We start from the raw sequence: 25891 nt of genomic DNA, 5'->3' as shown, positions 1-25891 counted from the left end.
GTCAGAACCTGAAATTCGACATTTTGAACATCATCAGATTGCCCAGCATCAGCCAGGTGATCGATCCACCGATCAAATACCAGGTTTTGGGCTCGTCCCAGACATCGCGGTAGAAGCCCGGCATCAGCGCCATGATGGCGGCAAACAGCAGCGCCGGGATCGCCGTCAGGATGTAGGCCGACATGCGGCCTTCGGTCGAAATGGCGCGCACCTTGCGGCGCAGCTTGCCGCGCTCGCGGATCGTCAACGCCAGGCCGTCGAGAATCTCGCGCAGATTGCCGCCCGAACTGGACTGGATCGAGACGGCGGTGATGAACAGCGGCAGATCCTCATGACCGACCCTTTCGAACAGCGAATTCAAAGCCGAGACCAGATCGGAACCATAGGTCACCTCATCGGCGATGACGCCGAATTCGGTGCCGATTGGATCGGGCATCTCGCGCGACACCATGGCGATAGCCACCGGCACGGGGTGACCGGCCTTGAGGCCGCGCGTGATCAGCTCCAATGCCTCGGGCAACTGCATGCCGAAGCGCTTGAGCCGGCGCTTGCGCTTGAAGCGCATCACCATCACCGGCACCAGCGGCATCAGCACGGCGAACAGCAGCAGCCCCATCAGCAGCGGCAGCCCATACCAGATGGCTACCAGGGTCATGGCCATCGCCACGCCCGAGGTGATCATCAGGAATTTCGGCAGCGGCATGATCATGCCCGACTGCGTGCGCAGCGCGCGGAACCGGTCCGGCGAGAACAGCGAGGTGCCTGCGTCGAGCCCGCGCTCCTTGCGCAGCTGGATCAGCACCTGTTCCTGGCTGATCTTGTTTTCCTGCAGCTTCATGCGCCGGTTGATGGCGGTGCGCTTGTCGCTGCGGCCGGCATAGAGGAGATAACAGGCCTCGGCGATCATGATGCCGGTGAGCGCTGCTCCGGCATAGACGACATAGATTGCGCTCAGCCCGTCGAACACCTGGCTTACTCCTGCGGCCGGCCGGGTTCGAAATAGCGTCCGGGAAACTCGATGCCCATGGCGCGCAGATCCTCCAGGAAGCGCGGCCGGATGCCGGTCGCCTCGAAATAGCCGAGAATGCCGCCATCGGCATCCATGCCGGTGCGCACGAAGCGGAAGATCTCCTGCATCTGGATGACGTCGCCTTCCATGCCGGTCACCTCGGCGACGCTTGTCACCTTGCGCTTGCCGTCGGAAAGCCGGGTGAGCTGGACGATGATGTCGATGGCGCTGGCGATCTGGCTGCGGATCGACTGCACCGTCATCGGCATGCCGGTCATGCCCAGCATCTGTTCGAGGCGTGAAATGGCGTCGCGCGGCGTGTTGGCGTGGATGGTCGCCATCGACCCTTCATGGCCGGTGTTCATCGCCTGCAGCATGTCGAAAGCCTCCTCGCCGCGGCACTCGCCGAGGATGACGCGGTCGGGACGCATGCGCAGCGCGTTCTTGACGAGATCGCGCTGCTTCAGTTCGCCATGGCCCTCGATGTTGGCGGGGCGCGTTTCCATGCGCGCGACATGCGGCTGCTGCAGCTGCAGTTCGGCCGCGTCCTCGATGGTGATCAAGCGCTCGTCTTCGGGAATGAAGGCCGACAGCGCGTTCAGCATCGTCGTCTTGCCGGTGCCGGTGCCGCCCGAGATGATCGTCGTCTTGCGAGCGTGCACTGCCGCCGCCAGCACTTCGGCCATGTTCTGGGTGATGGCGCCGAATTCGACCAGTCTGTGCAGGCCGAGCTTGTTCTTGGAGAATTTGCGGATCGACACCAGCGGCCCGTCGACGGCCACCGGCCGGATGGCCGCGTTGAAGCGCGAGCCGTCCAGCATGCGCGCATCGACCATTGGCTGCGATTCGTCGACCCGGCGGCCGACGGCGGCGACGATCTTGTTGACGATTCTGAGCAGATGGGCCTCATCCTTGAACGGGATATGGACCTTCTGCAGCTTGCCCTTCTTTTCGATGAAGCAGTTCTCGTGGCCGTTGATCAGGATATCGTTGATGTCGGGATCCTTGAGCAACGGCTCGAGCGGACCGAGACCGACCATCTCGTCGACGATGTCGTCGACCAGCGCTTCGAGTTCGACGGTGTTGATCGCCATCCGCTCCTGGCGAGTTTTTTCCGAAACGAAATCATGGACTTGCCGGCGCATCTCCTCCTTGGGCAAACGCTCCAGCGCAACGAGATTGATTTCTTCAAGCAGCATCCGGTGAATGCGCACGCGCGCATCGAGCACCTTGTTGGCGCTCTTTGCCGGTGCGGTGTCCGGCTTTGCCGCCAAAGCCTTTCGGTTGGTCGGGATGACGACCGCATGATGCGCCACCGGGGTCGAGTCCGTCGGACGCAGCGGGCGCGCGTCGCGGTTCTGCAGGGTGGAAAAACGACTGGTCATCCGGCCTTCCTTTTCAGCAGACCCTTGCCGAAGCTGAACAGCGACTTCGACCTAACCCCGGTCGCGACCGCCTCTTCCGGAAGGATGATCTTCTTCAGGTCGTTGATGACATTGGCGTTCGGGTCGATCTCGTGCAGCGGTACGCCGCGATCGACCGCCTCGCGCACCAGCCGGTAATTGTTGGCGATGCCGCCGACGAAATGCTCGCCGAGGATCTCCTGGACGTCCGCCTGCTTGATACCGTTGTCGAACATCTTCTGCTCGAAACGGTTGACGATGACGTTCGGCTTCACTTCCTTGCCGGCGGTCTCATAGACCGCCTGGATCAGCCTCTGCGTGTGGCGCAGGCATGGCACCGTCATCTCGGCGACGATATAGAGCTTGTTGGAACCGAGCAGCACGGTCTCCGTCCAGGGAAACCAGGTGCGCGGCATGTCGATGACGACATTGTCGAAATAGGCCGAGACGAGGTCCAGCATGCGCACCACGACATCGGTCTTGAACGAACGCATCTCCGAGGGATGCGTCGGTGCCGCCAGCACGCAAAGGCCGCTGGCATGCTTGGACAGCATCACGTCGAGCAGTTGCCGGTCGAGGCGTTCGGGCTGGTTCTCGATCTCGGTGATGTCGAAACGCGGCTCGAGGTCGAGATATTCGGCACAGGCGCCCTGCTGGAAATTGAGGTCGACCACGCAGGTCGAGGCGCCGCGCGTCACCGAGTGATGCAGCTGGAAGGCGGTCTGCAGCGCCAGTGTCGTGGTGCCGACGCCGCCGGCGGCCGGCATGAAGGTGTAGATCTGCGACTCGGTGTTTTCCTCACGCCCCGGCCCTTGCAGCGCCCGCACCACCGAGCGCACCAGATCGGCCGTGGTGATCGGCTTGACCAGGAAGTCCGCGACCTTGAGCTGCACCAGGATGCGCACGGCGGCGGCGTTGAACTCCTGGGTGACCACGACCACGGGCGCCTTGCCCTCCAGCCGGCGCATGATGCGCTGCAGCGACTCGACCTCCTCCAGCTTCGCCGCGTCCATGTCGACGATGATGGCGCCGAAATCGGTCTCCTGGATCTCGCCACGCAACTCCGTGACACTCTTCTCCACCGCCGAAAGCTGGATGATCTCGGAGGCGGCGAATGCGGTCCGCGTGTCCTGCACGAAGGTCCTGTCCGTCGATACGAGCAGGATCTTCTTGGTCTTGATGCCGTTAGCCATTTTTTGTCAGCCTGTGGGCTTGATCGCCCTTTGAGGTCAGTTACCCGCGGTCGCCTGAGATGCCTTCGAAGCGGCGGCCTGATCGGGCGTGACAGGTCCGGCGTCGCCGCGCTTGGCAGGTACGAGAAGCCTCGTATTCTGGACGCCGTATTTCCACGGATCGACCATCTGCATGACGGTGTTGGCGGCCTGCGCGTTGCCCGGGCCGGTCGTCACCCCTTCGCTGCGTGTGTAATCGTCGCTGGTGCAGCCGCCGGCCAGACCGGCAAGAAGCAAGGCGATGCTCGATTTCAGGACCAGTCGCATGGCTTCAGTCCTTCGGCAGGTCGAGGAAGTGCCCGACCGTGGTGGCGGGGGCGGTCCGTGCGGCGCTGCCATCGGCCATCGCCAGCGCGCGACCGGTGTCCGACGTCTTCACTTCCTCGGTGTTGTTGAGGAAATAGTCGACATTGCTGGCCGGCTGCGAACCATCGGTCGGTACCGCCATCTTCTTCGACGGATCGACCGGCTTGACCAGATAGGGCGTGACGAGGATGACCAGGTCGGTCTCGCGCCGCTGGTAGGATTTCGACGAGAACAGCGACCCAAGGACGGGCATCTTGCCCAGGCCGGGAATGCGCGACGTGGTGATGTCGTTTTGCGACTGCAGCAGCCCTGCGATCATGAAGCTCTGGCCGTTCTTCAGGTCGACCGAGGTCTTGGCGCGGCGCACGATGAAACCCGGCACCGAGATGTTGCCGATATTGTAGGACGCCGATGCGTCGATCGACGAGACTTCCGGCGCGATGTCGAGGCTGACCAGCCCGTCCTTGAGCACGGTCGGCGTGAAATCCAGGCTGACGCCGTATTTCTTGTAGGTAACAGAGATCTTGCCATTGTCCTCTGAAACCGGGATCGGGAATTCGCCGCCGGCGAGAAAGCTCGCCGTCTCGCCGGAGCGGGCGATCAGGTTGGGCTCGGCCAGCATGCGGGCCAGGCCGCGCTCCTCCAGCGCCTTGACGGCGACGTCGATCGAGAGGCCATTCGACAGCAGCCGGCCGATGATCTCGCCGGTTCCCGCCGCCGAGACGGTGCCTGGATCGATCGTGACATCGCGGCCGCCGAAGCCGTAAGCGAAATTGGCGCTGTATTTTGCACCCAGATCCTGCCCTGCCTGCCGGTTGATCTCGACGAAGCGGACATTGAGCTGCACCTGCTGCGACGACGAGATGTTGACCGAGTTGATCACCTCCTCGTTGCCGGAAAAGCGGGTCGCGATCTTGTTTGCTTTCTCGGCGGCGACCGCGTCATCCGCCTCACCCGACAGCACCACGCGGCCATTGGCCGAACCGACCTTGATCTTGGCGTCCGGCACGCTGGCGCGGATGGTGCTGGCCAGTTGATCCGTGTCGAGCGTCACCTCGATATCCACCGTGCCGACAAGCTGCTTTTTCTCGTCGAACAGCGCAATGCCGGTGGTGCCGAGATTGTTGCCGAGCACATAGAAGGATTTGTCGGTCAGTGGATTGACGTTGGCGATCTCCGGATCGCCGATGACGATCTGGTAGAAGGCGGCACTCGTGATGATCGTCTTGGGCTTGCCCTTGGCGACCTTGATCGACGCATTCTTGGTCGACGAGACATAGACGATGTCATTGTCCGCCTTGGCCGCCCCGGGCAGAGCGAGCATGCCGCTCGCAACCAGTGCAACCGCCATCGCCAGGGTGCGCACAAAGCGCGACCGGCCCGTCATTCGATATAGGGTACGCATCAACATTGCCCTGTCCCGTCCGGTCCCCACCGGCCTTTACTTCTGGTTCTGGTCCCGCGCGGGAACCTGATATTCCTCGGCCTTCGTGCCGCGCGTCACGATGACCGTCTTGAATTTCGGCTTCTCCGGCTCCTTGGTCATCGCATCGAACAGCGAGCCGGCCGCTGCCTGAGCCTTGGCCGCCACCGATCCGCCGAAGGAAGAGATGGTGGTGACGCCGTTCTGGCCGTCGCCGCCTTCGCTGGCGGAACGCAGCGACAGCGACAGCGTGCCGACGGTGCGGGCAAGCGCCACTTTCTGCGCGCCCTCGGTCGTCACCTCGATGGTCACGGAATTGGTCACCTGCGGCGTCGTCTGGCGCTCGTCGGCGCCCTGGCCGACACTCAGCACCTTGGCATCGGCGACGACGATCTCGGAAGTGATGGTCGAACCGGCGGCGCCTTGCGCGTTCTTGGCGACTTCCTGGATTTCGCCGGCATCGCGCGTCAGCACGACATCGACGCGGTCGCCCGGCGTCACGAAGCCGCCGACACCGGCGATCTCGTCAGTGCGGATGGTGACCGCCCGCATTCCGGGCGTCATCATGTTGGAGAGCGTCGCGCGGCCGTTCGGACCCGACAGCTTGGTGAGCAGCACCGGTTCGTTGACCTCGATCGGCGACAGCACGACGCGGCTGCCTTCGCCAAGCAACCCATCGATGGTGGGAAATGCCCCTTGCGGCAGCGAATCCTGCGGCCACGGGATTTCGCTCAGCTTGGCGCGGTCGAGTTCCATGCCGTAGCGCAACGGCGCGTTCGCCACCACGATGGTCTTGAACTCGACCCTGGGCGGTGCCGGAGCGGCGATCGACGCCGTCTTCTCCTCGGCATCGGGCCTGGCCTGGCTCTTGACCCAGAAATCCGCGGCAAAGATCGAGATCGCGCCGAAAACCGCGGCGATGCCGATCATCGTTATGGCCTTGCCCCTCACGCCGAAACCCCTGATGCCCGCAGTTTCTTATTATGTTGGGCTCACGCTAGGCCGCATTGTTAAAGAATCAGGAATCTTGTGCGGTGGCATTCGACCTATTTCCGCCCGCTTGGTTATCGAATGGTTTTAGGATAAGACGGGTCAAATCCCCGAACGTAACAGGAACCTCCGTCGCTTGACGCCGCAAAGCGTGGCAGTATCGACGGGTGATTCGCAGCATCGGACCCGATGGCAGGCATGGACGACAACAACGATCTCTTCGGCAATATGGACAAGCAGCCACAGCCGGTTCGCACACCCGCGCGCCCGGCGGATCCGCTGGTGCAGGCGGCGGCCAAGCGTCCGGCCGCGACCAAGGATGGCAGCGAGGGCTATAGTGCCGCCGACATCGAGGTGCTCGAAGGCCTGGAGCCGGTGCGCCGCCGGCCGGGCATGTATATTGGCGGCACCGACGACAAGGCGATGCACCATCTGTTCGCCGAGGTCATCGACAATTCGATGGACGAGGCGGTCGCCGGCCATGCCACCTTCATCGATGTCGAGCTGTCGGCCGACGGCTATCTGGCCGTCACCGACAATGGCCGCGGCATTCCGGTCGACCCGCATCCGAAATTCAAGAAGCCGGCGCTCGAAGTGATCATGACGACGCTGCATTCGGGCGGCAAGTTCGACTCCAAGGTCTATGAGACCTCGGGCGGCCTGCATGGCGTCGGCGTGTCCGTCGTCAACGCGCTGTCGGATCATCTCGAGGTCGAGGTCGCACGTGGCCGCCAGCTCTATCGCCAGCGCTTTTCGCGCGGCGTCCCGGTTACCGGCCTGGAGCACCTCGGCGAGGTCCATAACCGGCGCGGAACAAAAATCCGCTTCCATCCCGACGAGCAGATTTTCGGCAAGGGCGCGGCCTTCGAACCGGCGCGGCTCTACCGTATGACGCGTTCGAAAGCCTATCTGTTCGGCGGCGTCGAGATCCGCTGGACCTGCGATCCCTCGCTGATCAAGGAAAAGGACCAGACGCCGGCCAAGGCGGAATTCCATTTTCCCGGCGGCCTGAAGGATTATCTCAAGGCATCGCTCGGCGACGACTTCCAGGTGACGCGCGAAATCTTCGCCGGAAAGAGCGAAAAACAAGGCGGCCATGGCTCGCTCGAATGGGCGGTGACCTGGTTCGGCGGCGACGGCTTCATCAATTCCTACTGCAACACCATCCCGACCGGTGAAGGCGGCACGCACGAAGCCGGTTTCCGCAATGTGCTGACGCGCGGGCTTCGCGCCTATGCCGATCTTGTCGGCAACAAGCGCGCCTCGATCGTCACCTCGGAAGACGTCATGATCTCGGCGGCGGGCATGCTGTCTGTGTTCATCCGCGAGCCGGAATTCGTCGGCCAGACCAAGGACAGGCTGGCGACGATCGAGGCCATTCGCATTGTCGAGACCGCGATTCGCGATCCGTTCGACCATTGGCTGGCCGACAATCCGCAGGAAGCCTCAAAGCTGCTCGAATGGGTAATCGCGCGCGCCGACGAGCGCGTGCGCCGGCGCCAGGAAAAGGAAGTGTCGCGCAAGAGCGCGGTGCGCAAATTGCGCCTGCCGGGCAAGCTCGCCGACTGCACACAAAATGCCGCTGCCGGCGCCGAACTGTTCATCGTCGAAGGGGATTCGGCCGGCGGCTCGGCCAAGCAGGCGCGCGACCGCGCCAGCCAGGCCGTGTTGCCGCTGCGCGGCAAGATCCTCAACGTCGCCAGCGCCGGCAATGACAAGCTGGCCGCCAACCAGCAGATATCGGATCTGATCCAGGCACTCGGCTGCGGCACGCGGTCAAAGTACCGCGACGAGGATTTGCGCTACGACCGCGTGATCATCATGACCGACGCCGACGTCGACGGCGCCCACATCGCCTCGCTGCTGATCACCTTCTTCTACCAGGAAATGCCGGCGCTGGTGCGTGGCGGCCATCTCTATCTGGCGGTGCCGCCGCTTTACTCGATCCGGCAAGGCGGCAAGGTCGCCTACGCCCGCGACGATGCGCACAAGGACGAGCTTTTGCGCACCGAGTTCACCGGGCGCGGCAAGGTCGAGCTTGGCCGTTTCAAGGGCCTGGGCGAAATGATGGCCGCGCAGCTCAAGGAAACCACCATGGATCCGAGGAAGCGCACGCTGCTCAGGGTCGATGTGAACGAAATCGATTCAGCCACCAAGGACAGGGTCGATGAGCTGATGGGCACCAAGCCGGAAGCTCGCTTCCGCTTTATCCAGGAACGCGCCGAATTCGCAGCGACGGAAGTGCTGGATATCTAGCCGCCGGCCAGCTTAGCTTGCGCCTCTGATACGGAGACGAGCATGTGACCTGGGCGCGGCTGAAAACCTATTTCGAGACGAGTTTGGCCGGGCTGACACAGCCGACGCGCTCGGACTGGATTTTCGCCCTACGCACCGTTTCAGCCGGCCTGATCGCGCTGCTGGCGGCCTACGCCCTGAAGCTCGACCACCCGCAATGGGCGATGATGACGGTGTTCATCGTCGCCCAGCCCGTCGCCGGCATGGTGCTGGCGAAGGGCTTCTACCGGTTGCTCGGCACGCTGGCCGGCGGCATCGCGGCGATCGGCATCACCACCGTGTTCGGCACCAATCCATGGGTTCTGGTGACCGTGCTTGCCGTCTGGATCGGCATTTGCACCTTCGTCTCGTCACTGCTGCGCAATCCCGAAGCCTATGGTGCGGCGCTTGCCGGCTACACCGCGATGATCATCGGCCTGCCGGCCTTCGGACAACCACACCTCGTCGTCGACCTCGCGGTCGCGCGCTGTGCGGAGATCGTGCTCGGCATTGTCTGCGCCGGCCTGACCAGCCGGTTGATCCTGCCAAAACTGGCCAGCGACGCCATCATCTCGCGGCTGAGACGCTGCATTCTCGATCTCGCCACCTATGCCGGCGGTGCGTTCTCCGGCGGCGATCCCGCAACGCTCTCCGGCCTGCATCGAAAGCTGGTCGCCGACACCCAGACGCTTGGCGAGATGCGCGCCTATGCCAGACTTGAGGCACCGAGTTTCGCGCCACGCGCCCATCCGGTCCGGCGCACCATCGGACAGCTGCTCTCGGCGCTGTCGGCGGCTCGCGCGCTGCATTCGCACGCCGCCCCGAAAAACGCAGCACTCATCCCAGTGCGATCGGAATTGCATAGCCTTGTCAGTGAACTGGCGGCGAAGCCGGGCGCGTTGGACGACACCGCCCCCTGGGTGACACGGCTCGACGCAATCTCGGCCAAAGCCCGGCAAATTCCCGATGCCTCGGTCGACCAGGGCGACGACAGGGTCGGCACCATTACCCGTCTCACCATCGCCGCCGATTTCGCCGAGGCCTTCAAGCAGGTGCTGCGTGGTCTCGACGCCTTGCGCGCTCCCGTCACGCGCCCGGTTCGTGGCAGCAGGCAGCCTGCTCTGGTGGTTCACCGCGACTACCCCGGCGCATCGCGCAATGCTGTGCGCGCTGCCCTTGCCACCTTGCTGGTCGCGGCCTTCTGGCTGACGACGAAATGGTCCGAGGCGGCGGGCACGGTCATTCTCGTTGCCGTCGTATCCAGTCTTTTCGCCGCTCGCCCCGATCCGGTGCAGGTGTCCTGGGGCTTCTTCAAGGGAACGCTGCTGGCTTTGCCCTTTGCCTTTCTCGTCGGCCAGATCGCGATGCCTGCCCTGCCCGGCTTCGGCTGGTTCGTGCTGTTTGTCGTGCCGATCCTGGTGCCAACGGCGCTGGGCATGGCCAATCCGCGTTATGTCGGCGTGGCCACGGCCTTCGCCATCAATTTCCTCGCTTTCCTCAGTCCGCATCAGGCGATGACCTACGATCCTGGCCCATTCTTCGCCGGCTCGGCATCGGTGCTGGTTGGTATCCTGCTGGCGATCGGCGTCTTCATGATCGTGCTACCCGCCGATCCGTGGCTGGCGGCAAACCGGATCGTGCGGGCCATGCGCGAGGATCTGGCACGGCTTTGCCTGCACGAACGCGTGCCGAGGCGTTCGGCCTTCGAGAGCCTTGCCTATGACCGCATCAACCAGCTGATGCCGCTGGTGCAGAACTCCGGCAGGAAGGGCGACGCGGTTCTGGGCGGCGGCGTCGCCGCCGTCACGGTCGGCCTGGAGATCCTGCGGCTGCGCGATGCGCAACAGGCGCATGCCGTTCCGTCCGAAACCGCGCTTTCGATCGCCAATTTCCTAAGGGGATTGGCACGCGAACTGCTCTTCCGCGCCCCTAGCGATCCGCAGACAGCAACCGTCGCCGTCGCCCGCCAATATGCGGCGACCATCGCCCAGCGAAACGCCTCCGGCGACGTGCTGCAGATCGCGGCGTCATTGCGCATTATCGCCGCCGCGATAGAGGATTTTCCGGATTTTTTCGCGAGGGGTAAGGGCTAGAGCAATTCCAGGAAAAGTGTGAGCGGCTTTCCGTCAGGAATTGCGTCAAAACAAAGAGTTAGAGCGGTTCGCCGTTTCCATGAAACGGTGAAACGCTCTAGGCTGCCGCTATCGCCAGTGCGTGCCCACGCGCATTCTCGCGCAGCGCATCGAGATGGATCGACTTGATCAGGGCGGCAAGATCGCCTTCGGCGGATTGCCCGCCCACCTCTTTCAGCATCAGCCAGCTGACTTCCTGAACGCCAGCGACGCGCTTGCCATTGGCGACTTCGCGCCAGATTTTCAGCGCGCGCAGGATGATCGCATGCGTGGCGGCGGCCAGGCCGGCGCTTCGGAACAGCGCCTGCAAGGCCACGTCGTGCCCGCCAGCCAGCAGCGTCCTTACCCGCGGCTCGGACTGCTGGCTGAGCGCGACCAGCGTGGAGCCAAAGAAATCGACCTTGCCATGCGCAATGGTGCGGATGAGGAAGCTCGCGGTGAGATCGCCGCGCAGCCTGAGATGCTCGATCAGCGCCGCATGTTCTTCCTGGCGCGTGCCTTCGATCAGCGTCACCGAAGCCTTGACGCAAGCGTCGCGCATGACGCGGTCGGCACGCGCGGCGCCCATCAACGCCATGACCAGCGGCGATGTCTTCAAGGTCTCGCCGAGCTTGATGAGCAGCATGTGCCGGCAGTCGGCAGGCAGCCTGATATCCGATATCAGCGCCTCGCGCACCAGCGGCAGGTGCCCGTGGCGTTCGGCCATGCGGCGGAAGCTGAGCGAAGCAATGTCGGCGCCGCTGTTGGCCAGCAAGACGGCGCAGGCTTCGGCCTCGCCGATCTCGGCGATGGCCGCCGACAGCGCCATCGAGACAACGGGCCGGTCGGCGATCAGCTTCTGCGTTGCCTTCTGGCTCGACGCCACGCGGTTGATCAGGTCAGCATCGGTGAGCAGCGGCGAGCGCGCCAGCACGACACCGGCGACTTCCGGCTGGTCGGAGGCCAGCGCACTGATGATCTGCAGCGGCGCGTGGTGGCTCATCGAGAGCGCTTCGGCCATCGCCAACCGCACTTTCGACGAGGCGTCGTCGAGCAGCAGCGTCAGCGCCGCTTCGGCGGCGCAGCGTTCCTCGAACGGCAATTCGGAATTGACATAGGCCCGGGCCAGCGCATTGGCCGCGGCGGCGCGCTCGGACACTCTTGCCGTGTAGATCCATTTCAGGAAATGCGAAACAACAACCATGCCCGTCTGCTTACGCCCCATGCCGGAAGGTTTCCGGCCCCGCTGAGGACGGTAGGCAGAAATGGTTTACGAACGGTTCACCATGTTCATTAACTGGCTTGCGAGCGCTGAATGCAGCGCCTATCAACCGTCAATCAGCGCAGGAGACGGAAAATGGCCGGGCTATATCTCGAGGAGTTTGTCGTCGGCCATGTCTTCCAGCACACGCTGCGCAAGACCGTCACCGAAAGCGACAACATGCTGTTTTCGGTGATGACGCTGAACCCGCAACCGCTGCATATCGACTTCGATTTCGCCGCCAAGAGTGAATGGGGCAAGCCGCTGGTCAACTCGCTGTTCACGCTCGGCCTGATGATCGGCATTTCGGTCAACGACATCACGGTCGGCACGACCGTCGCCAATCTCGGCATGAAGGAAACCGTATTTCCGCACCCGGTCTTCCACGGCGACACCATCCGCGTCGAGACCACAGTCATCTCGGTGCGCGAGTCCAAATCGAAGCCCGATCGCGGCATCGTCGAATTCGAGCACCGCGCCTACAACCAGCATGGCGATCTCGTCGCCAAATGCACCAGGCAAGCGATGATGCTGAAGAAGGCGTCCTGATGCGCTCGCTGCTGTTTGTCCCCGGTGATTCCGAGCGCAAGCTGGAGAAGGGATTTGGCGCCGGCGCCGATGTGGTGATCGTCGATCTGGAGGATTCCGTGGCGCCGCAGAACAAGGCGGCCGCGCGCGCGATTGCGGCACGCTTTGTTATTGAGCGCAGGACGCAAACCAACTCGGCGATCTATGTCAGGGTCAACGACCTCTCGACCGGCCTGACGGACGACGATCTTGCCGCGCTCATACCGGCAAAGCCCGACGGCATCATGCTGCCCAAGTCCAACAGCGGCCAGGATGTGCAGCAGCTCTCGGCAAAGCTCAGGGTTCGCGAGGCCGAGAACGGCCTGCCCGACGGTGCGATCAAAATCCTGCCGATCATCACCGAAACTCCGGCGGGCGTGCTCGCCGCTGCGACCTATGCCGGCGCCAGCAAACGGCTTGCCGGCCTCACCTGGGGCGCGGAAGACCTTTCGGCGGCGATCGGCGCACGCACAGCCCGCGACGAGCACGGCCGCTATACCGACGTGTTCCGCCATGCTCGCCTGATGACCATCCTTGCGGCCGGTGCCGCGGAGGTCGCTGCGATCGACACCGTGTTCCCGAACTTTCGTGACATGGCGGCCTTCGCCGCTGAATGCACTGAGGCTGAGCGTGACGGCTTCACCGGCAAGATGGCGATCCACCCCGATCAGGTGCCCGTCATCAACGCCGCCTTCACGCCCTCGGCCGAGGCGGTGAAGCACTCCCAGGCAATCGTCGACGCATTCGCGGCGGCGGGCAATCCCGGCGTCGTCGGCATCGACGGTAAGATGTTCGACCGCCCGCATCTGCGGCTGGCCGAACGGCTGCTGGCTCGGGCCAAGGCAGCAGGCGTTTCCGTTTAGTCTCAGTCCCGCGCCAGCACGATGATCCGGTCCTCCGGCAGATAGGCCAGCGCCTCCGACTTCAGCGGATTGACGGTGACGCCGCCCAGCGCCCGCTGGTCGGTGTCACCCTCACGGATGCGCCGGTACCCTATGGCGATCTCGCCACGCAGCCGCGCCGATTCCGCGATCGTCCAGAAGGTCAAGGGCTGGTCGATGGCGACATAGTCGGCGACCGGGCGCATGTAGATTTCGGAGCCCTTCTCGTCGAGCAAATCGTCAAAGATCGCGGCGAGATACTGGTTCTCCGACGCCTGCGCCAGCATCAGACTGACCAGACGGTTGCTGACGACGAAATCATCGGCCTTGGTCACCGCCGCAAGCTCGCGGTTGCGCACGTCGATCATCTCGCTGACGATGGAAATGTGCAGGCCGGCGTCATCGGCGATCTTGCGCAGATGCAGCAACGTCACCAGCGTGCGCGTATCGGCCGGCTGCGCTGCCATGGTTTCGCTGTAGCCGAGGACGAGCACGTGGTCGTAGGAAGGCACGTCCAGGCTTACCAGTGCTGCGCTGCTCGACGTGTCGGTGATGCGGCAGGTAACCGACAGATTATCGCCGGCAACCGGCAGTCCGGCAACTTCCTGCTCGAGGCCAGGTGTGTCGGCGGCGATGGTCAGGATCGAACCAGGCGCGACGTAGCGCGACAGTTCATAGGTGATGATCGGACCGCGCCGGTTCCAGCCGAGGATCAGCGTACGCTCCGGCTTCGCCTCGATGGACCGTGGCCCACGGATCGCCGCCGCATCGATCTTGATCCCGGTGCTTCCGAGCTTAATCGCGGCATCGTCCTCGGCGATGATGATGGCGCGCAAATCCCCGCCGATCACCAGGTCCGATGGCGGGTTGAGATTGACGCGCCCCTGTTGGTCGCAAAGCCCGATCAGCGCGCAATGCTCATAGGCCATCACCGCCTCGCCGAAGGTCTTGCCGGTGAGATCGGGCTGCTCGGTCGTGTAGATTTCGCAGCCGTCGAAATCGAGCAGTTCCGAATAGACACCGCTGAGACCAGACTGCCGGCTCGAATGCACGACGATGCGCGAGATCAGCTGGTCGGCCAGCACGAGCTGCACCTCGGCCCCACCGACAACGCGGGCGACCTCGGCATTCTTGCCATCGCGGATCTCGGCGGCGATGTTGTAGGGGTCGGTGCGGCGGTTCGGATCGTTGACCAGCGCCAGCACTGTCTTGATGACCTGCGAATCCGGATCGTCGCCATCCGGCGACAGCACGACAACCGACCGCGAGCTCTGCGGATTGACGATCGCCAGGTCGTAGAGATCGGTCGGGTCGCCGCTGCGGCAGATGATGCGCGTATTGCCCAGTTTGCCGACCTTGGCCGCGATCTCGTCCTCCATAGCGACCTTGTCCATATTGGCCATGACGACGATGCGTGGACGGCGGCGGCTGGCATTGGCGATGACGAGTTCGGAGATGACGTCGAAGATCGACGGCGACCAGTTGAGGATGATCGTGTGATCGGCCTCCAGCACCCGCGAACGGCCCTTGCGCAATTCGTCGAGCTTGCCATCAACGCCGGCGCTGAGCACGCCGATGAGAGCCGACACGACGAAGATGCCGGCAAGCGTGACGACCAGCATGACGAGACGGAAAGCCCAGCCAGTGTCGCCGCCCATCGTGCCGGAATCGAGCGTGCGCATCAGCGATTCCCAGAATGCTTCGAAAAAGTTCAGCGGCTCGCCACCTTCCGGCGCGATACGGGTCACTGCAAGGAAGGCCGCGGCGGCAATGATGATCAGCAGAGAGACGACGGCGAGCCAGCCAATCAGCGCGATCGGGCCGGCGGCCATGCTCTTGTCGAAGCCGTAGCGCAGCCGGGTTCCCAGCGAGTCTCGTTTCTTCATGCCGCCTGTGCCCCCGCACTATCCCCAAGGTCGATGCGCCAACGCACCGCCGAAGTCGCTCTCTTAGCCTGTGTTTGGAGGAAGGGGAATCGCTATTCGCGTGCTCGCGGCTACGCAATGGATCTCTCTGCCGCATACCGAGCGCGCGGGCCGGCTGACGGGAGCCAGGTCTGAAGCCTACTCCTTGCCCCAGCGGGGCCGGCGCATCGAAAAGACCTCGCTGACACTGGCATAGTCCATATAGCCGAGACGAGCGACATTGCCGGCCTTGGTGATATCGAACAGGCCTTCTTTCAAAAAGGCATCGTCAATGTGCACGCCGACCACTTCGCCGGCGACGACAACGGCACTCGTCGGCGTTCCGTCCAGCGCCTTTGGGCGAAACACCTCCGTCACCCGGCATTCCAGCGCGGCAGGCGCTGCCGCCACGCGCGGCGGTCTGACAAGACGCGAGGGCGCCATGGCGAGATCGGCATAGACGAACTCGTTGACGCCGCGCGGTGCGTTGACGGAGGTGTAATTCATCTTCTCCGCAAGATCGCGACCGACCAGATTGGCGACGAACTCGCCGGTCTCCTGGGCGAAAGCGGCGCTGTCCTTCTCGCCCTCCGAGGAAAACCAGACGATGAAGGGCCGCGTCGAAACAGCGTTGAAGAAGGAGTACGGTGCGAGATTGATCTCGCCTGCCCCGTTCAATGTCGATATCCAGCCGATCGGGCGCGGCGCCACGATCGCCTTCGACGGATCGTGCGGCAGCCCGTGCCCCTTGGACGGCTCGTAGAACATTTTAGCCCGCCCAAGGCCCTGAGTAATCGGCATAGAGTTTTGCCGGATCGGGCCGTGGCCGCTCCGGCGCCGGGCCGGCGTGAGTGCCGATATGGACGAAACCGACGACGCGCTCCTTCGGTGCCAGTCCGAGGATTGCCCTGCCCTCCGGTACGTCGGAATACCAGTTGCTGATCATGTTGGTGCCATAGCCCAGCGCATTGGCTGCAATCATCAGGTTCATCGCCGCCATGCCGCCCGACAGGAACATTTCCCATTGCGGAATCTTGGGATTTTCCTTCGGCACCGACACCACGCCGATCACCAGCGGCGCGCGCGAAAAGCGCGCCAGTTCCTGGTTGCGGCGGCTCTCAGGCAGCGGCCCTTCCCGCTGTTCGGCGAGCGCCGCCAGTTGTCTGCCTATCTCGATCCGAGCATCGCCGCGATAGAGGATGAAGCGCCAGGGCTCCAACCGGCCGTGGTCGGGCACGCGCGTGGCGGCGGCAATCATCGTTGCGATATCGGCATCGCTCGGCGCCGGCTCCTTGAGGTCGGGAATCGGCGCTGAATTTCGGGTCAGCAGGAAGTCGATGATCGGCGACGCCATGGGCGCAAGTCTCCTAAACACTCTGTTTTGAGCTGAAGCGCACCATCGGGAATTCGGGCGGCTCGGGCAAAGGCGCGCAAGCGCCGGGCTGAAGAGTCACGGATCGGACTCTTAAGCCTTGAAATTGCCACCGCCATGGGCTTCAACGCAAGGCATGTTTGAGGGGCGACTGCGTCTTTTCCTGGTCTGGCTCTGCGCCGTGCTGTTCCTGCTGCCGGTCTCCATGGCTGCTGCGCAGGAAAAGGACGGCGTTAGCGACCTGAAACTTCCCGGAATTTCAAGCTATGCGACGCCGAAGAGCGAAACCCCGCTGGCGCTTGGCGGCGGTGGCACCATCACTTTGTCGGCCCAACTGACCGACAAAGGCACCGACATCACCCGTGGCCTCGTCTGGCGTGTCTTCAAGCCCGAAGCCGTCAATGGCAAATTGCCGATGGTTGCCTCCGCGCATGGCGGCAACGCCGTCTTCCAGCTCGAACCCGGCAGCTATCTGGTTCATGCCTCCTACGGCCGCGCCGGCGCCACCAAGCGCATCACTGTCGGCAAGGACGCCAAGCGGGAAAGCCTGGTGCTCGATGCCGGCGGTTTGAAGCTCGACGCGGTTTTATCCGGCGGCGTTCGTATTCCGCCCAAAAAACTGCGCTTCTCGATCTATGAGGGTACCGCCGAAGCCAATGGCGACCGCGCGCTGATCATTCCCGATGTCGAGCCCAACAGCGTCGTGCGGCTCAATGCCGGCATCTACCATGTCGTCTCGACCTACGGCGCGGTCAACGCGGTCATCCGTTCCGACATCCGCGTCGAGGCCGGCAAGCTGACCGAAGCCACCGTCGAGCACCACGCCGCCGAGATCACGATGAAACTGGTGCGCGAGACCGGCGGCGAGGCGATCGCCGACACGTCGTGGTCGCTGCTCAACGAATCCGGCGATCCGATCAAGGAGACCGTCGGCGCCTTTGCCTCGATGGTGCTTGCCGAAGGCGACTACACCATCATCGCCAAGAACCGCGACCGCATCTACCAGAAGGATTTCACGGTCGTGGCCGGACAGAACCAGGAGATCGAAGTTCTGGCCACTGAAGCCGCGGCCATGGACCCGGAAGAAGGCGCCGACTAGCCTTCAGGCGGCCAGCTTGGTCCGCGCCGGCAGGAAGGGTATCCGGCGGCGCGGCATCTGCGGCGCCAAGTCGAACACACCGCGATACAGCCGGTCGAGCAACGCCTTGCGGTCGCGCAGCGGCTCCAGTTCATCCCAGCTCAGAACATCGCCGACGCGCACGTCGATCGCCTTGCCGGACAGCCGCGCGAATTCGTGGATGAGCATCGAAAGGCGCAGTGTCAGCGATGCCTTGCCGACGAATTTGGCCACGCGACCATCGCGCTCGGCCATGTTCATCGGCCCGCTGACCAGATGGAACAGCCTGCCGTTCTGCCCGGAAAAATGCATCGGAATGACGGACGCCTTGGCATCCTGGACCAGGCGTGCCGGGAACATCTTCCATGGCAGGTCGCGCGCCCGGCCAAAGCCTTTCGGCGCGGTGGCGACACCACCGGCGGGAAACACCACGATGGTGACACCCTCCTTCAGCAGCCGCACCGCCTCGTGGCGCACGGCCATGTTGTTCTTCAACGCGTCCTTGGTCTCGGAAAAGTCGATTGGCAGCGAATAGGGCTCCATCTCGCGGATCTTGAGCAGATCCTTGTGGATCATCACCCGGAACGGCCGCCCCAGTTGTTCCACCAGGGAAAGCACGGCAATGCCGTCGCCGATGCCGAACGGATGGTTGGCCACGATCACCAGCGGTGTATCCGGTAACGGCGCGGGCGGCCATTGGTCGGCGGTCCGTATCCGCACATCGATCAGGTCGAGCATGCGGCTGAACACGCGCTCGCCTGATGGCACCACCTGGCGGCGCCAGAAATCATAGAGCGCGGCATAACGGTCGCGCCCCGACAGGCCTTCAATGGAATGGATGACCCAGCGCGTCAGCGCCGGCTGGCGCGGATTGGCATAGGAAAGCTCGGGAAACGGTTTTTCGCGCAATTTCAGCTTGAGCATGGGGGCTCGTTACAAGATCGGCGTGACAGGGATATGAAAATGGCGGTGGATCACTCCACCGCCATTCCTGGGGACTATGCGGATCAGGCCGCGCGTTTGCGCCTGCGGTCCGGCGTCACCGCTTCTTCGGTCAGTTGCGCGATCGCCTCGGCAAGGCCAAGCGATTCCTGGTCGCGCGAGCCGAGCCGGCGCATGTTGACCGTATGTTCCTCCGCCTCGCGTTTGCCGCAGACGAGGATGACCGGCACCTTGGCAAGGCTGTGCTCACGCACCTTGTAGTTGATCTTCTCGTTGCGCAGATCGGCTTCCGCCAACAGCCCGGCAGCCTTCAGCTTTGCCACCACCTCGGTCGCATAGCTGTCCGCCTCGGAGGTGATCGTTGCCACCACCACCTGCAGCGGCGCGAACCACAGCGGGAAGTGACCGGAATAGTTCTCGATCAGGATGCCGAGGAACCGCTCCATCGAACCGCAGATGGCGCGATGCACCATGACGGGCTGTTTCTTCTCCGAATCCGAGCCGATGTAGAAGGCACCAAAGCGTTCCGGCAGGTTGAAGTCGACCTGCGTCGTGCCGCACTGCCATTCTCGGCCGATGGCGTCCTTCAGCACGTACTCGAACTTCGGCCCATAGAAAGCGCCCTCGCCCGGATTGATCGAGGTCTTGATCCGGTTGCCCGACCGCGTCCTGATCGTCTCCAGAACATTGCCCATGATCGCCTCGGCATGATCCCACGCCTCATCGGTGCCGACCCGCTTGTCCGGCCGTGTCGACAGCTTCACGCTGACCTCTTCAAAACCGAAATCGGCATAGGTCGATAGGATCAGATCGTTGATGCGCAGGCATTCCGCCGCGAGCTGCTCTTCGGTGCAGAAGATGTGCGCATCGTCCTGCGTGAAGCCGCGCACGCGCATCAGCCCATGCAGTGCGCCCGACGGTTCATAGCGATGCACATTGCCAAATTCTGCAAGTTTTACGGGAAGATCGCGGTATGACTTCAACCCATGCTTGAAAATCTGCACGTGGCCCGGGCAGTTCATCGGCTTGAGCGCGAAGACCCGGTCGTCGTCGGTGTCGTCGCCGGCGACCGTCACCTTGAACATGGCGTCGCGATACCAGCCCCAATGGCCTGACGTCTCCCACAGGCTCTTGTCCAGAACCTGCGGAGCATTGACCTCCTGGTAGCCTTGCTCGTCCAGGCGGCGGCGCATGTAGTTGACCAGGTTCTGGAACATCTTCCAGCCCTTGGCATGCCAGAACACGACACCCGGCCCCTCTTCCTGGAAATGGAACAGGTCCATCTCGCGACCGACCTTGCGGTGGTCGCGCTTCTCGGCCTCCTCCAGCATCGTCTGATAGGCATCGAGCTGCGCCTGGTCGGCCCAGGCCGTGCCGTAGATGCGCGTCAGCATCGGGTTGTTGGAATCGCCGCGCCAGTAGGCGCCGGCCACCTTCATCAGCTTGAAGGCGTTGCCGATCTGGCCGGTCGAGGCCATGTGCGGGCCACGGCAAAGGTCGAACCAGTCACCCTGCGCATAGATCTTGAGATCTTGGTCCTCGGGAATGGCGTCGATCAGCTCGAGCTTGTAGCGCTCGCCCTTGTCGGCAAACACCTTTTTCGCCCGGTCGCGCGACCAGACTTCCTTGGTGAACGGCTTGTTGCGCGCGATGATCTCGCGCATCTTCTTCTCGATCACCGGAAAGTCGTCCGGGGTGAACGGCTCATTGCGGGCGAAGTCGTAATAGAATCCGTTCTCGATCACCGGTCCTATGGTCACCTGCGTTCCCGGCCATATTTCCTGCACGGCTTCCGCCAGCACGTGCGCGGTGTCATGGCGGATAAGCTCAAGAGCGCGCGCGTCGTCGCGGGTGATGATCTCGACCTTGCCGGACTTGCCGAGCGGGTCGGAGAGGTCGCGCACGGTGCCGTCGATGGCGTAGGCGACGGCCTTCTTGGCCAGCGACTTCGAGATCGATTCGGCAAGACCTGCACCGGTCATCGCCGCGTCGTAGTCGCGGACGGAGCCATCGGGAAATGTCAGGGAAACGGAATTCAGCATATGGATCTCCTATCCAGTCCCGCAAACGAGCGCGGGTGGTCGTGGGGGCCGGATGCGTCCGGCAAGCGGGCGGGTTTTAGAGGCAGTGCCGCGTCAGGTAAAGAGCGCTGATTGGCCCAGCCGTCAGGAAATGTCGCCAGAGATGTCGCAGGCTCGTCGCCCAGGCTTGCGAACATCGCCGCAATAGCCTGGAATTGTCGATATGGAAGAAGCAACACCCAGCCGAACCGCCCTTGGCGTCGCACGCATGAGGGCCCTGCATCAGTTTTCACCGCAAGCGGGGCTGTTTCGCGATCCCTACGCGATCGCGATTCTGGGCGAAGCTGCTCCCGCGGCGCAGGAGCTTGATCAGGAAGACGAGCGCCGCCGGCGCATGCGCCTGTTCGTCACCGCGCGCGCCCGCTTTGCCGAGGACTGGCTGGCGGCGGCGGTCCGTCGCGGCATCCGGCAGCTCGTCGTGCTTGGCGCCGGCCTCGATACGTTTTCGCTGCGCAATCCGTATCCGGATCTCAGGATATTCGAAGTCGACCATCCGGCGACGCAAGCCTGGAAACGCAAATGCATTGCCGATAGCGGGCTTGCCGAGCCAGCCGCCACCACATTCGTGCCAGTCGATTTCGAGCGGCAAAGCCTGCCCGCGGAACTGGCTGCGGCCGGTTTGCAGTCGACCGAGCCCAGCTTCTTCATGTGGCTGGGGGTCGTGCCCTACCTGACGAAAGAAGCGATCTTCAAAACGCTGTCCTGGATTGCCGGCGTCCCCGGCTCGGAGGTCGTGTTCGATTACAGCGAACCGGCTGAGAACCGCGATGCGGCGGGACAGGCTGCGCTGGCCTTCCATGCGGGGCGCGTCGCTTCTGTCGGGGAGCCATGGATCAGCTTCTTTGTTCCAACCGACCTGGCGAAATCCCTGACTGATCTCGGCTTCGAGGAGATCGAAGATATCGAGAGCGGCGATATCGCCGCCCGCCTTTCCGGGGCGCCGAAGGCAACGACGGCCAACTCCGGCGGCCACATCATCCGTGCCCGCCGAAGCGCTTAAGCAATTCCAGGAAAAGTGTGCAGCGGTTTTCCGTCCGGAATTGCGTAGAGACCAGACTCATTTCATCAGCAGAGGCAGGTCCTTCAGAAACCCGGAGCGTGTGCTCCAGCCCTTCGGCACATCGGTGCGCTTGGTGTCGACGATAAGACGGGCAAAGACGATCTGCTGGCCGTCCTTGTTCGCCCAGCCGACGAACCAGCCGAGCGAGCGCTCGTCCCTGATCTTGTCGGCATCGTTGGCCAGCCTTGTGCTGCCGGTCTTGCCTTGCACGGTCCAGCCGCCGGCCTTGAATGTCGGGATGATGGCTGACGTCATGTCGTAGGCCTTGGCTGAGACCGGCAGCTTGCGCGCCAGCAGCTTGCGCAGGAAATCGACCTGCTCGACCGGCGTGATCTTGAGCGAGGAATTCACCCAGGAATGGGTCAGGCCGTCATTCTTGCCGGGATTGCCGGAGACGTCATTGTTGCCGTAGCCGAGTTTCGAGACATAGCCGGCAAACTTTTCGGCACCGAGCCGGCGCGTGATCTCCCGCGAGAACCAGATAATCGAATCCCGCTCCCAGATCACCGGATCGACGGTCTTCTGATCCCGTTTCACCGCATTGAACTCGGGTTTGTAGTCCCAGGTCGGTGTGTGCTCGTCGCTCAGGATTCCGGCATCATAGCCGATCAGCGAAAGCGGCACCTTGAACGTCGAGGCAGGGCTGAAGCGCTGGTCGCAGGTGCCGTCCTGATAGAGCGTCTTGCCGCTCGCCGCATCGGCGATCAACGTGCACTGCACACCCCCAAGCGGCGCCGACTGCGCGCGCATCGGGAACCCCAGCAGCCAGGCGAGTAGGAACAGGACTCCAGCCAGGATAAAGGGAAGACGGTCGATGTTACGCATTGAAGCTCGCTCCAGAAGGGGTGTTCGCGAGCGGGCTTAGCGGGGTCTCTTGTCTCGATTTTGTCTCAAATGCGCAGTCTTTGTGCAGGCTTGCGTTAACCCTACCGGATCGTAAACGCGCACTGCCGCCCGAGGCGTGACCGGCGCAATCATGGCTTCGTTTCGGCGTGCTTGCGGCCGATCCGCCAGTACCGCCACGGCATGAACCAGACATAACGATCGGCCAGCACTTCCGGCACCCGGTCGATGCCATGCGTACCGAAGGGCCCGCAGCGCAGCACGCGGAAAAATCCCATCCAGCCGCCCGCCCACAGGCCATGGCGGGCGATCGCCTCATGCGCGTATTCCGAACAGGTCGGCAAATGCCGGCAGGAATTGCCGACAAAGCCGGACAAAGTCAGCTGGTAGAGGCGCACGAACGACGTGCCGAGGAGACGGCCAGGCGTCTTGCGCCATGGGCCGGGCCAGTTGCGGCCGCGCCCCGGCGGCCTGGCAGTGTGGGCATGCCCATGCGGGTCGTGCACCGCGGTCTCCGTATCGCGTTCTCCAGCGATAGATGTGGGCTTCGTCGGGAGAACGCAATCCCCGCCCCCTATCCCCCGTGCTGTCATGGGCGGGAGCGGCGAAATGGCTGCCGGTCGACAGGAGGCGCCCGGCGGTCGGGTCTGACATGTTCCTCGCTGCACTTTGCATGGTGCCTTTCGTCACGCCATTGAAACGTTGCGATCCGCATGACATCGCTGAAAATGTTCAGGAACTGGATCATGGTCGGTCTCCTTTGATGCGATTAGACCGCCGCTGGCCTTGGCCTTCAAACGAGTATAATTTCCACTTCGGATAACCTTGGATTATGCGAAATGAAGCGCGGACGCCTGCCGTTGACGGCATTGAGGAGTTTTGAGGCGGCGGGCAGGCATCTGAGCTTCAGCCGGGCCGCCGAGGAGCTTTTCGTCTCGCAGGCGGCGATAAGCCGGCAGATTCGCGAGCTCGAAACCTTCCTGCGCCAGCCCTTGTTCGAACGTCATCATCGCCGCGTCGAACTGACGGATGCGGGCCGCCGGCTGCTCGCCCAATTGGTCAGGAGTTTCGATGACATCGACAGACTGCTTTCGGAATTGGTCGCTGTCCCCGCGCAGTCCGTGGTTCGTGTCAGCGTCGAGCCCTCGCTTGCCTCCGTCTGGCTGGTGCCCCGGCTCAACCGGTTTCGCCAATTGCGGCCCGACATCGATGTCTCGCTCGAAGTCGACCCTAGGCTGATCGAATTCCGCAGCGATCAGCCCGAGCTTGCCCTACGCTTCAGCGCCCATGCCATCTCCTGGCCTCGCAGTCTGGCCGAGCGGCTTGCCTCGACCGTCGATTCACCGGTTCTGTCGCCGGCACTGCTTGCCTCGGGCCCTGCGCTCGAGAAGCCGATCGACCTTGCCCGCTACACACTTTTGCACGAGGAAAATCGCCAGGGCTGGGCGCGCTGGTTCGAAGCGGCCGGCGTGCCCGCAGATGCTGTGCCCGCGCGCGGCCCAATGCTGGCGGATGCGTCGCTGTCGAAACAGGCCGCCCTGCTCGGACATGGCGTGGCGCTTGGCGATCTCTTGCAGATCGGCGGGGAAGTCGAATCGGGCGCGCTGATCAAGCCGTTCGACATCGACGTTGCGTCCGGCGCCTACTGGCTGGTGGCGAGGAATCTGCGCGATCTTTCGGAACCGGCAGCCGCGTTCGCCGACTGGCTAAGAGGCGAGTTTGCTGAAAGCAGACACGCGCTGGAGGAGCACGCCTAAGCCGCTTCTTCGGCGCGCTTCTTCTCGATCTGGCCGATGGCGTCGACCACGGCGTCGAAGGTCAGCATGGTCGATGCATGGCGCGCCTTGTAGTCGCGCACCGGTTCCAGGTACTTCAGATCGGCGAAGCGCCCCTCAGGCGGCTCGCCATTTTCCTTCAGCATCTTTAGCATCGTGTCGCGCACCGTGCGCAATTCCTCGGCACTGGCGCCGACGACATGCTGCGCCATGATCGAGGACGACGCCTGGCCAAGCGCGCAGGCCTTCACGTCATGGGCGAAGTCCGTGACCACGCCGTCTTCCATCTTGAGGTCGACGGTAACGGTCGAACCGCACAGCTTGGAATGCGCCTTCGCGGTCGCGTCGGGATGATCGAGCCGGCCGATGCGGGCGATGTTTCCGGCAAAGCCGAGAATTTTCGCGTTATAGACATCGTTGATCATTTTTTTCCAATCCGTCGCCGCCAAGCGAACAGCGATTGCCGCTGCTGCGTCTTCCTTTCGCTCGCTACGATCTTATATAATGCTGGCAGTCCGGTAACGACAAGGCGATGAGCGCCACTGTCCTGGCCGGGAAGTTCACGCCGCTTACGGGGCTGGAAACGGGGCGAGTTTCCGACACCGAAAGGTCGTGGTCCGTTCAACTCGTTCCTCCTTGGAGAGGAACTACGGGAGACGCCTTTTATGGATGCCGTCATCAAGAAACTCATGCCCCAGTCCGCCTACATGGAAAAGCCGGTCACCGACCGGCCGAGCGAAGCTGAAGTCGAGGCCGCCGTGCGCACATTGCTGCGCTGGACAGGCGACAATCCGGTCCGCGAGGGGCTGATCGACACACCCAAGCGCGTCGCCAAGGCCTATCGCGAAATGTTCGGCGGCTACGACATGTGCCCGGCCGAGGAACTCGGCCGCACCTTCGAGGAGGTCGCCGGCTACGACGATCTCGTCATCGTCAAGGACATCACATTCCATTCGCATTGCGAGCACCACATGGTGCCGATCATCGGCAAGGCGCATGTCGGCTATCTGCCGGATGGCAAGGTCGTCGGCCTGTCGAAGATCGCCCGCGTCGTCGATATCTTCGCCCATCGCCTGCAGACGCAGGAGGCGCTCACCGCGCAGATCGCCGGCGTCATCCAGGATGTGCTCAACCCTCGCGGCGTCGCCGTCATGATCGAGGCCGAGCACATGTGCATGGCCATGCGCGGCATCCGCAAGCAAGGCTCGACCACGCTCACCTCGACTTTCACCGGCGTGTTCAAGGATACGCCCGAAGAGCAGGTTCGTTTTGTCACCATGGTGCGCGGCGGCGGGGCGTAAGCCCCTCGCCGGCGTCACGGTCAACAGGAAAATAGACCG

General features: G+C 63.3%; 23 protein-coding genes. 8 read left to right on the top strand and 15 right to left on the bottom strand.

Annotation, left to right across the window (positions count from 1 at the left end):
* Position 1: 1 nt before the first annotated feature.
* The 6 genes from AC56QX_RS21695 to cpaB are packed head-to-tail and all read right to left on the bottom strand — an operon-like array spanning position 2 to position 6324.
* Complete coding sequence (locus AC56QX_RS21695) at positions 2-967, bottom strand: type II secretion system F family protein (RefSeq protein WP_497110513.1); 966 nt, start codon at positions 965-967, stop codon at positions 2-4.
* A 5-nt stretch (positions 968-972) separates the two neighbouring features.
* Entirely contained in the window at positions 973-2394 is a 1422-nt protein-coding gene (locus tag AC56QX_RS21690; protein WP_497110512.1) for a TadA family conjugal transfer-associated ATPase, read from the bottom strand.
* On the bottom strand, positions 2391-3605 hold the full coding sequence (locus AC56QX_RS21685; RefSeq protein ID WP_497110510.1) for a CpaE/TadZ family protein: 1215 nt from the start codon (positions 3603-3605) through the stop codon (positions 2391-2393). The genes AC56QX_RS21690 and AC56QX_RS21685 overlap by 4 nt, the downstream gene beginning before the upstream one ends.
* A 36-nt stretch (positions 3606-3641) precedes the next feature.
* Positions 3642-3911 carry a hypothetical protein gene (locus AC56QX_RS21680; protein ID WP_477440172.1) on the bottom strand — a complete coding sequence of 90 codons (270 nt, stop codon included), beginning with the start codon at positions 3909-3911 and terminating at the stop codon, positions 3642-3644.
* Positions 3912-3915: 4 nt separating this feature from the next.
* The gene (locus tag AC56QX_RS21675; protein ID WP_497110509.1) at positions 3916-5361 is read right to left on the bottom strand and encodes a type II and III secretion system protein family protein; all 1446 of its coding nucleotides are present in this window, start codon (positions 5359-5361) and stop codon (positions 3916-3918) included.
* A 30-nt stretch (positions 5362-5391) separates the two neighbouring features.
* Positions 5392-6324: a Flp pilus assembly protein CpaB gene (gene cpaB, locus AC56QX_RS21670; RefSeq protein ID WP_497110508.1), complete on the bottom strand. Its 933-nt coding sequence runs from the start codon at positions 6322-6324 to the stop codon at positions 5392-5394.
* Positions 6325-6561: 237 nt separating this feature from the next.
* Between cpaB and parE the strand changes: the two genes are divergently transcribed.
* Positions 6562-8619 (top strand): DNA topoisomerase IV subunit B, encoded by a 2058-nt coding sequence (parE, locus tag AC56QX_RS21665; protein ID WP_497110506.1) that lies wholly within the window; start codon positions 6562-6564, stop codon positions 8617-8619.
* Positions 8620-8663: 44 nt separating this feature from the next.
* Positions 8664-10730, top strand: a complete 2067-nt coding sequence (locus AC56QX_RS21660) for an FUSC family protein (protein ID WP_497110505.1) — start codon at positions 8664-8666, stop codon at positions 10728-10730.
* Between the two features lie 97 nt (positions 10731-10827).
* Here AC56QX_RS21660 and AC56QX_RS21655 read toward each other — a convergent pair whose 3' ends face one another.
* Positions 10828-11952 (bottom strand): DUF2336 domain-containing protein, encoded by a 1125-nt coding sequence (locus tag AC56QX_RS21655; protein WP_497110504.1) that lies wholly within the window; start codon positions 11950-11952, stop codon positions 10828-10830.
* Positions 11953-12105: 153 nt separating this feature from the next.
* On the opposite strand from AC56QX_RS21655, the gene AC56QX_RS21650 reads away from it, so the two are divergent.
* Positions 12106-12558 (top strand): MaoC family dehydratase, encoded by a 453-nt coding sequence (locus AC56QX_RS21650; protein WP_497110503.1) that lies wholly within the window; start codon positions 12106-12108, stop codon positions 12556-12558.
* Entirely contained in the window at positions 12558-13439 is an 882-nt protein-coding gene (locus AC56QX_RS21645) for an HpcH/HpaI aldolase/citrate lyase family protein (protein WP_497110501.1), read from the top strand. Before AC56QX_RS21650 ends, AC56QX_RS21645 begins: the two co-directional genes overlap by 1 nt.
* 2 nt (positions 13440-13441) lie before the next feature.
* Here AC56QX_RS21645 and AC56QX_RS21640 read toward each other — a convergent pair whose 3' ends face one another.
* From AC56QX_RS21640 to AC56QX_RS21630, 3 genes are all read right to left on the bottom strand, one after another.
* The gene (locus AC56QX_RS21640) at positions 13442-15343 is read right to left on the bottom strand and encodes a CASTOR/POLLUX-related putative ion channel (protein ID WP_497110499.1); all 1902 of its coding nucleotides are present in this window, start codon (positions 15341-15343) and stop codon (positions 13442-13444) included.
* Positions 15344-15520: 177 nt separating this feature from the next.
* On the bottom strand, positions 15521-16129 hold the full coding sequence (locus AC56QX_RS21635; protein ID WP_497110498.1) for a flavin reductase family protein: 609 nt from the start codon (positions 16127-16129) through the stop codon (positions 15521-15523).
* Between the two features lies 1 nt (position 16130).
* Positions 16131-16715, bottom strand: a complete 585-nt coding sequence (locus AC56QX_RS21630) for a nitroreductase family protein (RefSeq protein WP_497110497.1) — start codon at positions 16713-16715, stop codon at positions 16131-16133.
* A 154-nt stretch (positions 16716-16869) separates the two neighbouring features.
* Between AC56QX_RS21630 and AC56QX_RS21625 the strand changes: the two genes are divergently transcribed.
* Positions 16870-17832 (top strand): RgsD C-terminal domain-containing protein, encoded by a 963-nt coding sequence (locus AC56QX_RS21625; protein ID WP_497110495.1) that lies wholly within the window; start codon positions 16870-16872, stop codon positions 17830-17832.
* A 3-nt stretch (positions 17833-17835) separates the two neighbouring features.
* On the opposite strand, the gene AC56QX_RS21620 is transcribed toward AC56QX_RS21625, so the two are convergent.
* Positions 17836-18774 carry a lysophospholipid acyltransferase family protein gene (locus AC56QX_RS21620; RefSeq protein ID WP_497110494.1) on the bottom strand — a complete coding sequence of 313 codons (939 nt, stop codon included), beginning with the start codon at positions 18772-18774 and terminating at the stop codon, positions 17836-17838.
* Between the two features lie 83 nt (positions 18775-18857).
* On the bottom strand, positions 18858-20834 hold the full coding sequence (thrS, locus tag AC56QX_RS21615; protein ID WP_497110493.1) for a threonine--tRNA ligase: 1977 nt from the start codon (positions 20832-20834) through the stop codon (positions 18858-18860).
* A 247-nt stretch (positions 20835-21081) separates the two neighbouring features.
* On the opposite strand from thrS, the gene AC56QX_RS21610 reads away from it, so the two are divergent.
* Positions 21082-21873 carry an SAM-dependent methyltransferase gene (locus tag AC56QX_RS21610; protein WP_497110491.1) on the top strand — a complete coding sequence of 264 codons (792 nt, stop codon included), beginning with the start codon at positions 21082-21084 and terminating at the stop codon, positions 21871-21873.
* Between the two features lie 57 nt (positions 21874-21930).
* Here the strand turns inward: AC56QX_RS21610 and blaOXA are convergent, their stop codons facing one another.
* Both blaOXA and yidD read right to left on the bottom strand, forming a co-directional pair.
* Positions 21931-22758: a class D beta-lactamase gene (blaOXA, locus tag AC56QX_RS21605; RefSeq protein ID WP_497110490.1), complete on the bottom strand. Its 828-nt coding sequence runs from the start codon at positions 22756-22758 to the stop codon at positions 21931-21933.
* Positions 22759-22907: 149 nt separating this feature from the next.
* Positions 22908-23282, bottom strand: a complete 375-nt coding sequence (gene yidD, locus AC56QX_RS21600; protein ID WP_497110489.1) for a membrane protein insertion efficiency factor YidD — start codon at positions 23280-23282, stop codon at positions 22908-22910.
* Positions 23283-23615: 333 nt separating this feature from the next.
* Here yidD and AC56QX_RS21595 point away from each other — a divergent pair, with 333 nt between their 5' ends.
* A complete protein-coding gene (locus AC56QX_RS21595) occupies positions 23616-24533 on the top strand; it encodes a LysR substrate-binding domain-containing protein (protein WP_497110488.1) in 918 nt (305 codons plus the stop codon).
* Here the strand turns inward: AC56QX_RS21595 and AC56QX_RS21590 are convergent.
* Positions 24530-24976 carry an iron-sulfur cluster assembly scaffold protein gene (locus AC56QX_RS21590; RefSeq protein WP_497110487.1) on the bottom strand — a complete coding sequence of 149 codons (447 nt, stop codon included), beginning with the start codon at positions 24974-24976 and terminating at the stop codon, positions 24530-24532. The genes AC56QX_RS21595 and AC56QX_RS21590 overlap by 4 nt on opposite strands.
* A 240-nt stretch (positions 24977-25216) precedes the next feature.
* Between AC56QX_RS21590 and folE the strand changes: the two genes are divergently transcribed.
* Positions 25217-25852, top strand: a complete 636-nt coding sequence (gene folE / locus AC56QX_RS21585) for a GTP cyclohydrolase I FolE (protein ID WP_497110485.1) — start codon at positions 25217-25219, stop codon at positions 25850-25852.
* Positions 25853-25891: the final 39 nt, after the last annotated feature.

This window comes from Mesorhizobium sp. RCAM 06353, assembly GCF_059683585.1.
The sequence above is the reverse complement of the archived record's forward strand: the minus strand, read 5'-3'. Positions and strand labels throughout refer to the sequence as shown.